At 63.9% G+C, this 12,435-nt stretch carries 14 protein-coding genes; 9 read left to right on the top strand and 5 right to left on the bottom strand.

From position 1 onward, the window contains the following. From ENZ75_RS06340 to pobA, 5 genes are all read left to right on the top strand, one after another. Positions 1-165, top strand: a 165-nt coding sequence (locus tag ENZ75_RS06340) for a carboxymuconolactone decarboxylase family protein (protein ID WP_206617017.1), incomplete at its 5' end; no start/stop codon positions are given. Beyond that, a complete protein-coding gene (gene pcaH, locus ENZ75_RS06335) occupies positions 155-910 on the top strand; it encodes a protocatechuate 3,4-dioxygenase subunit beta (protein ID WP_013532962.1) in 756 nt (251 codons plus the stop codon). The genes ENZ75_RS06340 and pcaH, both read left to right, overlap by 11 nt. After that, on the top strand, positions 910-1,524 hold the full coding sequence (gene pcaG, locus ENZ75_RS06330; protein ID WP_063167582.1) for a protocatechuate 3,4-dioxygenase subunit alpha: 615 nt from the start codon (positions 910-912) through the stop codon (positions 1,522-1,524). The genes pcaH and pcaG overlap by 1 nt, the downstream gene beginning before the upstream one ends. Positions 1,525-1,543: 19 nt before the next feature. Next, positions 1,544-2,596, top strand: coding sequence for a 3-carboxy-cis,cis-muconate cycloisomerase (locus ENZ75_RS06325; protein WP_063167583.1), 1,053 nt, complete (start codon positions 1,544-1,546; stop codon positions 2,594-2,596). Further along, on the top strand, positions 2,596-3,768 hold the full coding sequence (gene pobA / locus ENZ75_RS06320) for a 4-hydroxybenzoate 3-monooxygenase (RefSeq protein WP_063167584.1): 1,173 nt from the start codon (positions 2,596-2,598) through the stop codon (positions 3,766-3,768). The genes ENZ75_RS06325 and pobA overlap by 1 nt, the downstream gene beginning before the upstream one ends. A gap of 10 nt (positions 3,769-3,778) precedes the next feature. Here the strand turns inward: pobA and ENZ75_RS06315 are convergent, their stop codons facing one another. Continuing rightward, on the bottom strand, positions 3,779-4,249 hold the full coding sequence (locus ENZ75_RS06315; protein ID WP_027163879.1) for an NUDIX domain-containing protein: 471 nt from the start codon (positions 4,247-4,249) through the stop codon (positions 3,779-3,781). Positions 4,250-4,422: 173 nt separating this feature from the next. Here ENZ75_RS06315 and ENZ75_RS06310 point away from each other — a divergent pair, with 173 nt between their 5' ends. Beyond that, positions 4,423-4,956 (top strand): sterol desaturase family protein, encoded by a 534-nt coding sequence (locus ENZ75_RS06310; RefSeq protein ID WP_027163878.1) that lies wholly within the window; start codon positions 4,423-4,425, stop codon positions 4,954-4,956. Between the two features lie 19 nt (positions 4,957-4,975). Here ENZ75_RS06310 and rsgA read toward each other — a convergent pair whose 3' ends face one another. After that, positions 4,976-6,016 (bottom strand): ribosome small subunit-dependent GTPase A, encoded by a 1,041-nt coding sequence (gene rsgA / locus ENZ75_RS06305; RefSeq protein ID WP_063167585.1) that lies wholly within the window; start codon positions 6,014-6,016, stop codon positions 4,976-4,978. Positions 6,017-6,355: 339 nt separating this feature from the next. Between rsgA and ENZ75_RS06300 the strand changes: the two genes are divergently transcribed. Beyond that, the gene (locus ENZ75_RS06300) at positions 6,356-7,390 is read left to right on the top strand and encodes a LacI family DNA-binding transcriptional regulator (RefSeq protein ID WP_063170181.1); all 1,035 of its coding nucleotides are present in this window, start codon (positions 6,356-6,358) and stop codon (positions 7,388-7,390) included. Here ENZ75_RS06300 and ENZ75_RS06295 read toward each other — a convergent pair. From ENZ75_RS06295 to ENZ75_RS06285, 3 genes are all read right to left on the bottom strand, one after another. Beyond that, positions 7,387-8,340 (bottom strand): alpha/beta hydrolase, encoded by a 954-nt coding sequence (locus ENZ75_RS06295; protein ID WP_082826663.1) that lies wholly within the window; start codon positions 8,338-8,340, stop codon positions 7,387-7,389. The genes ENZ75_RS06300 and ENZ75_RS06295 overlap by 4 nt on opposite strands. Positions 8,341-8,350: 10 nt before the next feature. Continuing rightward, on the bottom strand, positions 8,351-9,499 hold the full coding sequence (locus tag ENZ75_RS06290) for a Gfo/Idh/MocA family oxidoreductase (RefSeq protein ID WP_013532953.1): 1,149 nt from the start codon (positions 9,497-9,499) through the stop codon (positions 8,351-8,353). 267 nt (positions 9,500-9,766) lie between these two features. Beyond that, positions 9,767-10,528, bottom strand: coding sequence for a DeoR/GlpR family DNA-binding transcription regulator (locus ENZ75_RS06285; RefSeq protein ID WP_013532952.1), 762 nt, complete (start codon positions 10,526-10,528; stop codon positions 9,767-9,769). A gap of 162 nt (positions 10,529-10,690) precedes the next feature. Between ENZ75_RS06285 and ENZ75_RS06280 the strand changes: the two genes are divergently transcribed. After that, positions 10,691-11,491, top strand: a complete 801-nt coding sequence (locus tag ENZ75_RS06280; protein ID WP_023756676.1) for a class I fructose-bisphosphate aldolase — start codon at positions 10,691-10,693, stop codon at positions 11,489-11,491. A gap of 3 nt (positions 11,492-11,494) precedes the next feature. Beyond that, the coding region (locus ENZ75_RS06275; RefSeq protein ID WP_128277970.1) for a PfkB family carbohydrate kinase at positions 11,495-12,435 on the top strand (941 nt) is incomplete at its 3' end.

The raw sequence follows: 12,435 nt of genomic DNA, 5'->3' as shown, positions 1-12,435 counted from the left end.
GCTATGCATGTGCGCGCCACCGTCAACACCGGTGCCTCGCGCGACGATATCTGCGAGGCGTTCCTGCATGTCGCCATCTATGCCGGCGTGCCGGCCGCCAACCGTGCCTTCAGAATTGCCAAGGACGTGTTTTCGGAAATGGACGGAAGCCAGAATGACCGCTGAGTCCGGCTCGAACCGAAGGCCCGAGACCGGCGCCTTCTTCCAGCGCGACCGGACCTGGCATCCACCTGTTCTGACACCGAATTACAAGACCTCCGTGCTGCGCTCGCCGCAGAAGGCGCCGCTGCCGTTCGACAACACGCTGTCGGAGATTGCAGGCCCGGTCTTCGGTCACGCCATGCTCGGCAAACTCGACGCCGACCTGATCCACAATTTCGCCAGGCCCGGCGAGAGCGCGCTCGGCGAGCGCATCATCGTCCATGGCCGGGTGCTCGATGAACGCGGCGTTGGCGTACCCGGCGCGCTGCTCGAATTCTGGCAGGCCAATGCCGGCGGCCGCTACCGCCACAAGAAGGACGGCTATCTGGCGCCGCTCGACCCGAACTTTGGCGGCTGCGGGCGCGCCATAACAGGCGAGGATGGCGGCTACGCCTTTCGCACTGTCAAGCCCGGCCCCTATCCCTGGCCGAACGGGCCGAACGACTGGCGGCCCTCGCACATCCATTTCTCGGTCTTCGGCCACGGCTTTGCGCAGCGGCTGATCACGCAGATGTATTTCGAGGGTGATCCGCTGATCTGGCACTGCCCGATCGTGCGCGGCATCCCCGACAAGGCCGCCGTCGAAACGCTGATCGCCACGCTCGACATGCAGGCGACGATCCCCTTCGACGCGCGCGCCTACAAGTTCGACATCGTGCTGCGCGGGCGCCGCGCGTCGCTGTTCGAAAACAGGCTGGAGGGCAATTGATGGCCCAGTCGCTCGACCGGCTCAGGGAAAGCCCCTCGCAGACCGCCGGACCTTATGTTCATATCGGGCTGACGCCCAATTTCTGCGGCATCGGCGGCGTCTATGCGACCGACCTTGGTGCGACCATGGTCAACGACAAGACCAAGGGGGAGCGCATCGGCCTGCGCATCCGGGTGCTCGACGGTACCGGCACGCCGCTCAAGGATGCGCTGATCGAGATCTGGCAGGCAGATGCGGATGGGCTCTACAATTCGCCGGCTGAACTGCGCGGCGCGGCCGATCCGAACTTTTTCGGCTGGGGCCGTTGCCCGACCGACATGGACACCGGTCTGTGCACGTTCGAGACGATCAAGCCGGGCCGCGTGCCGTTCAGGGACGGAAGCCTGATGGCCCCGCACATCACCCTCTGGATCGTCGCGCGCGGCATCAATCTCGGCCTGCACACACGGCTGTATTTTTCCGATGAGGAAAAGGCCAATGCCGGGGATGCGATCCTGGCGCGCATCGAGCACCGCGTCCGCGTGCCGACGCTGATCGCCGAGCGCAACGGCGATATTTATGTTTTCGACATCCATCTCCAGCGGGAGAAGGAAACGGTCTTCTTCGACAGCTGATGGTCAGGAGGAGCAGGATATGACCGTATCGCCCTTCGACCATCCACTGCTCTCCGCTCTTCTCGGCGACGAGGAGGCGAACCGGCATTTTTCCATCGAGGCGGAAATCGAGGCGATGCTTGCCTTCGAGCGGGCGCTGGCGCAAGCGGAAGCTGAAAACGGGATTATCACCAAGGATGATGCCGCCGCGATCGTGGCCGCACTTGCCACATTCCGGCCCGACACCGCCTTGCTGCGGGCTGCCGTCGCCAAAGACGGCGTCATTGTGCCGGAACTGGTACGCCAGATCAGGGCGGCGGTCGGCGAACCGCATGGCGACAAAGTGCATCTCGGCGCAACCAGCCACGATGTCATCGATACCGGCCTGGTGTTTCGGCTGAAGTCCATCGTCGAGCATCTCGGCCTGCTCCTGACCGAGACCATTATACGGCTCGTCTCGCTCGAAGAGCGGTTTGGCGGCAGGGCGCTGACGGGAATGACGCGCATGCAGCCAGCCATTCCGATCAAAGCGGCCGACCGCGTCAGGACGTGGCGGGCGCCACTGCAACGGCATCAGGAAAGATTGTCGGAACAGTCGAGGCGTCTGCTGGTGGTGCAGTTCGGCGGTGCCGCCGGCACGCTGGAAAAGCTAGGCGACAAAGGTCCGGCGGTGCGCGCAGCACTGGCCGCAAAGCTCGGCCTTGGCGACGCCCCGCATTGGCAGAACCAGCGTGACGCACTCGCCGATTTCGCCGGCCTGATGTCGCTGCTATCAGGCAGCCTCGGCAAATTCGGCCAGGACATCGCGCTGATGGCGCAAGGTGGAACCGAGATCGAGCTTTCCGGCGGCGGCGGCTCTTCGGCCATGCCGCACAAGCAGAACCCGGTGAAGGCCGAAGCGCTGGTGGCGCTTGCCCGCTTCAACGCCACGCAGCTTGCGGGCATGCATCACGCGCTCGTGCATGAGCAGGAGCGCTCGGGCGCTGCCTGGACGCTGGAATGGCTATTGCTGCCGCAAATGGTCATCGCGACGGCCGCGTCGCTCCGCCTTGCCGCTGAGCTGGCCGCACAGGTCGAAAGTCTCGGCCACTGATGCGCACGCAAATCGTCATCGTCGGGTCCGGACCGTCCGGCCTGCTGCTTGGGCAGCTTCTGGCCGGCATCGGCGTCGAGACGGTCATTCTGGAACGCGCGAGCCGCGAGCACGTGCTTGGCCGAGTGCGGGCAGGGGTGCTCGAACAGGGCACCGTCGAATTGCTGGAACAGGCCGGCGCGGCGGCAAGGCTGCACGCGGAAGGACTGCCGCATTCCGGCATCTCGCTCGCCTTCGACGGACGCCTGCACCGCATCGACCTCGAGGCACTGACCGGCGGCAGGCATGTCACCGTCTATGGCCAGACCGAGGTGACGCACGATTTGATGGACAAGCGCGATGCGGACGGACTGACCACGATCTACGAGGCGGCAAATGTCGCGTTGCACGATTTCGACGGCGCCGCACCTTTCGCGACCTATGACAAGGACGGGGTCACGCATCGCATCGATTGCGACTTCATTGCCGGCTGTGACGGCTATCACGGCGTCAGCCGCAAATCGGTGCCCGAGCGTGCGCTGAAAATCTTCGAGCGGCAGTATCCGTTCGGCTGGCTCGGCGTGCTGGCCGAAGTGCCGCCGGCCGATCACGAACTGGTCTACGCCAATCATGAAAGGGGTTTTGCCCTGTGCTCGATGCGCTCGACGCACCGCAGCCGCTATTATGTGCAGTGTCCGCAGGACGATCGCGTCGAAGCCTGGCCGGACGAGCGCTTCTGGGACGAGCTGCGCCGCCGCTTGCCCGAGCAGACGGCGGCAAGCGTCGTCACCGGCCCATCCTTCGAGAAATCGATCGCGCCGCTGCGCTCCTTCGTTGCCGAGCCGATGCGCTTCGGCCGGCTGTTCCTGGTCGGCGACGCCGCCCACATCGTGCCGCCGACCGGCGCCAAGGGTCTGAACCTCGCTGCCAGCGACGTGCGCTATCTCTTCTCGGGTTTGTGCGACTTCTATCGCGACAAATCCGCGGCTGGCATCGACTGCTATTCGCAAAAGGCGCTGGCGCGGGTCTGGAAGGCGGTTCGCTTTTCCTGGTGGATGACGACGATGCTGCATTGTTTTCCCGACACCGCCGAGTTCGGCCAGCGCATCCAGGAGGCCGAGCTCGACTATCTCGTGCAGTCGCGTGCCGCATCGACCGCGCTCGCGGAAAACTATGTCGGCCTGCCCTATTGAGGGCTGCGGATCATCCGGCGCCTTGCTGCCTGGCAAAATCCAAAAGCATCGGGCGCTGCCCCTTGAGGATTTTCACCTCGGCCTCGGGCAAGGTGAACCAGCCCGCTCTGTCGACCTCCGGGAACTCCTTCAGGGATCCCGACCTTGGCGGCCATTCCATGGTGAAAATGTTGCTCTTGATGGCGGCCACGTCGATGTCGATGGTCGCCTCGACAGACCAGGCCGAGACGATCTTGCCGCCGGGTTGTTTGTAGTCGCCGAGCCGCGCGAAGGGACCATCAACCTTGACGCCGAGCTCTTCCTCGGTCTCGCGTTGCGCTGCCGTCAACTCATCCTCGTCCTCGCCGACGAGACCCTTCGGCATCGACCAGGCGCCATCGTCCTTCTTCGCCCAGAACGGCCCGCCCGGGTGAACCAGCAACACCCTGAGATCGCCATCGCTGCGGCGATAGATCAGCAATCCCGCACTGCGTTTTGCCATTTTTGTACGTCCATTTGCGAAGCCGGCAGCCTGCTGATGGTCCTTGAATCGTTGATGCGAACCTTGCACTAGGGGATTGCGACGCTATGTCAGGCGCGTCTGCATTGCACCTCGGTCGCGAGTCCGGCAATCTGATACCATCGCTTATTTGGCGGCTCGAAGGCTAGGTGACGATGCAACTCGGTCTTATTGGCTACTATAGCGACTTCGTGGTGTATCCGCTGGTGATCGCCGTGCTGGCAGTGGCCGGGCTGCTCGAGGCTGGCGAAGAGAGTGCGCCAGGCTGGATCGGCACTGTCCTCGCCTGTCTCGGCCTCTGGACGCTGATCGAGTATGTGCTGCACAGGTTCGCTCTTCACCATATTCCTTACGTCAAGGACCTGCACGACCGTCACCATGTCGAGGAACGCAGTTCTGTGGGCACGCCAACCTGGCTCAGTCTCGGCGTGCATGCGCTGGTCGCGTTTGTGCCCGTTTGGGTGGTCTCAGATTTCGCCACCGCGAGCGCGGTGAGCTGCGGGTTGATGCTGGGATATCTGTGGTACATCAGCATCCACCACATGATCCATCACTGGCACCCGGCGCATCCGAGCTATCTCTATACGCTCAAGCGCCGTCATGCGGTGCATCACCACATCGACGAAACGGCCAATTTCGGTGTGACTTCGGCATTCTGGGATCGCGTTTTCGGCACGGCGCAGCTCTGAAGTCCTCAGTCCTCGCCGTTCAGCGCCTCTTTCCGCGACCGCCGGAAGTCTTGGCTCCGCGAGGCCCGCTCTGGACCGGCGTGTTGTTCTGGTTCTCGTCGGACAGTTTTCGCCAGCGGGCAAGGCGCTCCGGGTCGAGCGTCCCCGCCTTCAAGGCAGTCTGAACCGCGCAACCCGGCTCGTGCACATGCGTGCAGTCGCGGAACTTGCAGAGCGGTGCAAGCTCGGTGATTTCGGCAAACAGCGTGTCGATGCCGTAGCCGACATCGCTGACCTGCAGCGTCCGCATGCCCGGCGTGTCGATCACCCAGCCACCGCCGGCGATGGAATGCAGCGATCGCGACGTGGTGGTGTGGCGTCCCTTGGAATCGTGCTCGCGGATGCCCCCGGTCTGTTGCGGCGATTGCTGCGCCGATCCGGCCAGCGTGTTGACCAGCGTCGATTTGCCGACGCCGGAGGAGCCGATCAGCGCCACCGTCTGGCCGACACCGCACCAGGCAGCCAGGACGGTTGCCGCATCCGATGTGCGGGGGTTCAGCATCACCACCGGCAATCCACGCTGCAACGCCGCAGCTTGCTTCTGGTAGGTCTCGGCGTCTTCAGCGGTATCGGCCTTGGTCAGCAGGATCACCGGCGTCGTTCCGGCCTCGTTGGCCAGCGCCAGATAGCGCTCGAGCCGGGCGGGATTGAAGTCGGCATTGCACGAGGTGACGATGAACAGCGTATCGACATTGGCCGCGGCAAGCTGCGGCACCCTGCCGCCGCCCTGGGTGCGGCGTTCCAGCACCGTCTTGCGGGTCAGGCGGCGCTTCACAAGGTGTTCATGCCCATCGACCAGCACCCAGTCTCCGACGGCATAGTCACCGGTGTTTGCCTGCGCCGCCAGCGTCAGATCGACCGGCCCTGCCTGGGACAGGCCGGTCAGGCGATCGCGGTGGACGGTGGCGATCCGCGTCGGGACAAGATTGGCTTCGCCGGGCTCGAGCTGGTCGCCGAAAAATTCGGTCCAGCCCAGGCTGGCGAGCGATGGCGTGGAGTGATCCGTCACGGCTTTGACCACGGCGTCACGGACATTGGACGGTATCCCTGGCAGGGGGGGCGAACGGGGTGGGGTGATTTCCAAGCCGTGTATGGGCGGCATGGCGACATTTGGCAAGCAGGCCCGTAGCTGAGGGCTGAGCGGCAAGCTTCTGCAGCCCTTCGTCGAACTGACAATGAAGTCCATGACGCCATCAGTTTTGAAGCGTTAACAAATAATTTGACGCATGGAATATTTTTGCGTTCTATTGGGAACTGTGAAAATTGACTGAATAAGTTCCGTCAAGCATTGTCGCATCCGGTCAACGGCCGCATGACTGTGGGCGGGGCCGATCGTTGGCAGGGGATCAGGAATATATCGATGGCGGAGAAGACGCACCGCACGATGGACGACTTCGCCCAGGCATGCGGCGTGTCGCGCCCGACGCTGTCCAAATATTTCGACGATCCGGCGAGCGTGAAGCCAGCGACGCGGGCGCGCATCGAAGCCGCCCTGCGTTCCTCGGACTATCAGCCGAACCTTTTCGCCCGCAATCTCAACCGCAAGCGCACCCGCAACATCGGCATCGTCGTGCCGACGATCACCGATCCTTTCTACGCCGAGATGGTCAGCCGCATCGAATTTCGTTGCCGCGACGAAGGCTACTGGCCGATCGTCATTTCCTCGCATGGCTCGCCGAAGCTGGAGGCGGAGTCGGTCAGGACGCTGCTGTCGCTGAAGGTGGCCGGCGCGATCATCGCCCCGCTCGGCCTTGCCTCCGACCGCAGCGTCTTCGACAAGCTCGGGCAGGACATTCCGATCGTCTATTTCGACACCTATATCGAGGGCGATACGCCGTTCGTCGGCAACGACAACCGGCAGAGCGTGTCGACCATCGTCGACTATCTCTGTCGCTCGGGCGAACCGCCGGTCTATCTCGACATTCCGCATGTCAACCACAACTCCGGCGAACGCCAGGAGAGCTACATCGTCGCGATGGAGACCGCCGGCTTCAAGCCGGCCGTCATCGAGGCCGCGCGCGATTACACCTGGGACTTCGAACGCATCGGCTACGAGCAGACGGAAAAAATGCTGGAGGCCGGGACCTTGCCCGGCCGCACCATCCTGTGCGCCAACGATCGTCTCGCCTTTGGCGTAATGGCGGCCGCGTACTCGCGCGGCCTGAAGGTCGGCCGCAGGCCCGATTGCGATCTGCGCGTTGCCGCCCACGACGACCATCCGCTGAGCCGCTACACCTGTCCGGCGCTGACCACCATGGCGCAGGATTTCACCGCCATGGCCGGCCGCAGCGTCGAGATCCTGCTGGCCCTGCTGGACGAGGCCGATCCGCCGAAGCAGGGCATGGCGCGCACCGTCAAGCTCGGTGCCAACCTGGTGATGCGTCAGTCGGCCTAACCGGTCGACGTCGATCCCTCGAAGTGGCGCCAGGCCGTCACCCCCTCGACCACCGCTTGCCGGGCGGCGGGAATATGGCGTCCCATCGAGACGAAGCCATGGATCTGGCCCGGCCATTGCCGCAGGATCATAGGCACGCCCGCGGCCTGCAGGCGCGCCGCATAGGCTGCCCCTTCGTCGGCCAGGATGTCACAGCCCGCAAGCGCCACGAATGCTGGCGCGACGCCGGCAAGATCAGGCGCCAGCAAGGGCGAGACGCGCCAGTCCATGATATTGTCGGGCGTTCGCACATAATGGTCGCGGAACCATGCCATGGTCGTCGCGGTAAGGCCGAAGCCGTCGCCGAAACGCCGGTAGCTGTCCGATGTCTGCCGCGCGTCGGTGTTGGGATAGATCAGGATCTGCGTCGCAAGTGGTGGAGCGAGCCCATCGCGTGCGAGCAGCGCCAGCACTGCGGCAAGATTGCCGCCGGCGCTGTCGCCGGCAACACCAATGCGCACCTTGTCGATGCCCAGGTCGACGGCATTCTCGGCCATGAAGCGAAGTGTCGCCAGGCAATCCTCGAGCCCGGCGGGAAATTTGTGCTCCGGGGCCAGGCGATAGTCGGGGCAGACAATGACGGCGTTGCCGAGATTGGCCATCAGGCGGCAGATCTCGTCATGTGAATCGAGATTGCCGATGACCCAGCCGCCGCCATGCAGATAGAGCAGCGCCGGCGCCCCGCTCGGCAGTGCGTCGATGCCGCGATGGATGCGGACAGCGATGGGGCCGTTCGGCCCGTCGATCTGCTGTTCAAAGGTCGTCGCGACCGGCTCATGCTCACCTTGCAGCGTCGGGAACGAGGCGTTGTAGGCAGCTCGCGCCGCCGCCACGCTGCCGGTCTCGAATGGCTTGCCGCCGGCTGCACGAGCCATGTCGAGGACGCGCAGCGCATCCGGATCGAGCGTCATGATCATACCCTCAGGCCAGCAGATCGCTCGCCTCTTCCTCGGTCAGCAGGGCCGGCTGGACGACATCGCCCGCGATGGCGACCGAGCCCTGTGTTTCACCGGAGCGCAGGATAGCCTCCATGATCTCCAGCACATGCAGCGCCAGATTGCCGGAGGCGCGTGGCGTGTTGCCGGTCTGAAGCGAGCGCACCAGATCGGCGACGCCGAGCATGCGGTAATTGGCGCGATCGGGCGCCGCATAAGGCCAGTTGCGGGCGCCATAGAGTTCGCCTTCGCTGGCGAAATCCCTCCAGTCGGTGCCGCGTTTCGACAGCGACACGGTGCCGCCGAACGTGTCGGGGTCGGGCAGGCGCAGCGAGCCTTCCGTGCCGTGCAGTTCGATCGGATGGTTGGAGTGGCGAAAGACATCCCACGAGGCGCCGAAGGTGACGGTTGCGCCGGAGCGGAACTCCAGCAGCGACAGCACATTGGTCGGCGTGCCGACCTTGAATGTGGTGTTCTTGAATGGCCCTTCGGCAGTGATCAGCCGCTCCTCCTGGCCGCGCGTCGCCATCGCCATGACGCGTTCGACCGGGCCGAGCAGATTGACCAGCATGGTCAGATAGTAGGGGCCCATGTCGAACACCGGGCCACCGCCTGGCTGGTAGTAGAACTGCGGGTTGGGGTGCCAGTGCTCCATGCCGCGGCCCATCATGAAGGCGGTGCCGGTGACCGGGCGGCCGATGGCGCCGTCATCCATCAGCCGGCGGGCGCGGCGTCCGGCTGCACCAAGGAAGGTGTCGGGCGCCGAGCCGAGCAGCAGCCCGCGCGACCGCGCCTCGTCGACCAGGCGCCGTCCATCGGCGGCCGAGGTGGCGAGCGGCTTTTCGGTGAAGACGTGCTTGCCGGCCGAAAGGGCGGCAAACGAAATGTCGAAATGCGCCGCCGGAATGGTCAGGTTGAGGACGAGATCGATCTCGGGGTCGGCCAGCAGTGCATCGACGCCGAGTGCCCGTATGCCATATTCCTTCGCCCGCAGCGCCGTCATGTCGGCCGAGATATCGGCGCAGGCGCGCAACTCGATGCCGCCGAAGAGAGCGGCATTGCGCAGATAGGTCATCGAGATATTGCCGCATCCGATGACGCCGATCCCGAGTTTCGTCGTTGATATCCCGTGCATTTTCGATCGTACCTCCCAACGCGGTCACCGTCTGCCGAATCCGCCCAGAAGTAACGGATCGCCTTCGCAAAGGGCTATACAACATTTTAAATATTGACGCGCGTAAAATTTTTATACAACATGCGAAAATGCTGGCGCGATATCGGGAGGCTGCCAGTCCTGGGAGGAGAAAATGACCGACATGAAAAAACGGCCGACCGCCGATGCGGATGCCGTGGGTCATGCGCGCATCGGATATTTCCGCCGCGGCCAGGGACCTCGACGGGGTCAGGCATAGATCACCTTGGCCCCTGTCCTATCAAGCTGGCTGCGTATTGGGCCGGACAGGCCATCGTCGGTGATCACGACATCGACGCTCGACAGCGAAAAGGCCTTGGAGGTTCCGCTGACGCCCCATTTGCTCGAATCCGCAAGGAGGACAACGCGCCGGGCCATGCGCACGAGGTTTCGCTTGGTTCGCGCCATGTCTTCGTTCACGTCGACCACATCCAGTGACGAGTCAATTGCATGCGCTCCAACAAAGACCTGATGCGCTACCAAGCCGCCGAGAGCCGTGTCGGCATCGGTGATCAGCGTGCTTACCGTATCCGGGTAGACCCGGCCGCCGATCATGTGAACGTCGAGCCCGGGCCGATGCATCAGATGCTGCACGATATTCATCGCCGTGGCCGCGACCACGACATTGCTGAGCGGCGGTAACAGCATGGCAACCTGCATCAATGTCGAGCCGCCATCGAAGATGACCGATTGGTTGTCCTCGAACAGGTCTATCGCTGCCCGGGCGATGCGTTTCTTTGCATCGAGGTTTGTTTGCATCCGCCGGGCGAACGCGGCCGTGGTCGAATCCGTGGTCCGGGTCACCGCGCCTCCGCGGGTCTTGGTCAGCAGTCCCTTGCGATCCAGTATCTCGAGGTCGGAGCGCACCGTGACTTCCGACACGCCAAAATCGTCTGACAGGTCCTTGATGCGAACCTGTCCGCTGCGTTGCACTTCACCCAGGATCGATTGGCGTCTCTGCTCTGACAACATTGGCCTGTCCTTGCCTCCATGCGCCAAGCGATCGCCCTGGCCTCGGTTCACTCTACCGAAAATAGGCGAATTCGAAAGCTTTCGAAAGATTGCATTTGTTATTTCTTTCGCAAACACTGGGTCCAGGATTTTGAAATCAATCAATTGGAGAGTTTTGGACTCATGAGCCTCGGAACCAAGGTGCGCCTGGCGCGCCTCTTCTCACATCCATCGGGGAATCTTTTTGGCGGCGCGGTCGACCACTTTGTCGGCTATGGCGACGTGCGCAAAGGAGGTCTTGCCGACCTGCCGGGTGCGCTTGCACGCGTCATGGTAGGCAAACCTGACTACGTCAGCATCCAGCCTGGCACCGCGCGCCATCTGTGGCCGCAATATGCGGGCAAGGCTTCCCTGGTGATCCAGGCCGGCTGCTTCACCCCAGACGATCGCATCAGTGAACTGATTGCAACGCCCGAGGATGCGGTGCGCGCCGGCGCCGATGCGTTGGCCGTGGCCATTCCGGTGCGCGGCGCGACCGAGGGAAAATACATACGCTGGCTGACCGATTCGGTGAACGCGGCGGCTCGTTACGGCATGCCGGTGGTAGCGCATATCTACCCTCGCGATTTCACCGACGGGGCAAAAATCGTCTTCACCCCCGACGAGATCGCCTATGCGGCACGCATCGGCTACGAGTCCGGCGTCGATGTGATCAAGATCGGGTACACGGGCGATTTCGAGTCGTTCCGAGAGACCGTTCGGACCTGCCCGGTGCCGGTTGTGATCGCTGGTGGTCCGAAGACCGACACGCTGCTCGGCGCCCTTCAACAGACGGCGGACGCCATCCGTGCAGGCGCGCGCGGTGCCGTGGTGGGCCGCAATCTCTGGGGGCACGGCGATCCGGAAAAGGCAGCGATCGCCTTTCGGGGCGTCATCCATGACGGCCTTTCGGCGCAAGACGCCTTGGCGAAGGCGGGTGCCTGAACGATGCCCGCCGTCCCTTCAATCCTCGGCTTCGGAGCTATTGCGATCGACGACATCGTCTATGTCGATCAGCCGTTGTCGGCGGGCAAGGGGAAGGTTTTGCAAAGTGCCCGAGCTTTCGGGGGAAACGTCGCGACGGCACTTGCCGCCGTCGCGCGGCTCGGCGGAAGCGCCGGGTTCGTCGGATGGCTGGGCAGTGCCGCCGACGACGCCGTGTTGTGCGATCTCGTTGCGAGCGGCGTTGAAACCGCGTTCGCGCCGCGCCACCCGCACGCGCGCCCGGTGCGCTCGCGGATCACCGTCGGTTCGGATGGGGAGCGGTTCATCGCGTATGACGACGAAGCGATGCTGGGCACCGCGCCGGACTTTCCGGACGAGGTTCTCAGCCGCGCGACTGTCCTGATCGTCGACAGTTACGGGATCGGGTCGCTGGATGTCGTGGCTCGGGCTCGCGATCTCGGCCTTGCGATCCTCGGCGATGTCGAATGGAGCCACGGCCCGGCCACCGAGAGACTGATCGGGCTCTGCGACCATCTCATTCTTCCGCTGGGCTTTGCGCGGACCGCCACCGGCCGCCACTCGCCGGCCGAGATACTCGATGCATTGTGGTTGCCGTCGCGGTCCGCCGTGGTTCTGACGGATGGCGGCAGAGGCGTCTTCTATCGCGGACGCGACGAGACAGGGCTCTGGCACCTGCCTCCGCAACGGGTTGCCGTCGTCGACTCGACCGGCGCCGGTGACTGCTTTCATGGCGCCTATGCCCTTGCATTGACGCGCGGGGCCGACACCGCAGGCCGGGTCGCATTCGCGGCCGCGGCGGCGGCCCTTTCGATAACGGGGCGGGGCGGGCGCGAGGCGCTTCCGACCGACGACCAGGTCAAGGAACTCCTGGCATCGACGAACGCGCCGTCGGCAGTCGAACTGAAATATGCGCGGCTTGATAC

This window comes from Mesorhizobium sp. M7A.F.Ca.CA.002.04.1.1, from assembly GCF_004022805.1.
GTDB classification, from domain to species: Bacteria; Pseudomonadota; Alphaproteobacteria; order Rhizobiales; family Rhizobiaceae; genus Mesorhizobium; species Mesorhizobium ciceri.
The sequence above is the reverse complement of the archived record's forward strand: the minus strand, read 5'-3'. Positions and strand labels throughout refer to the sequence as shown.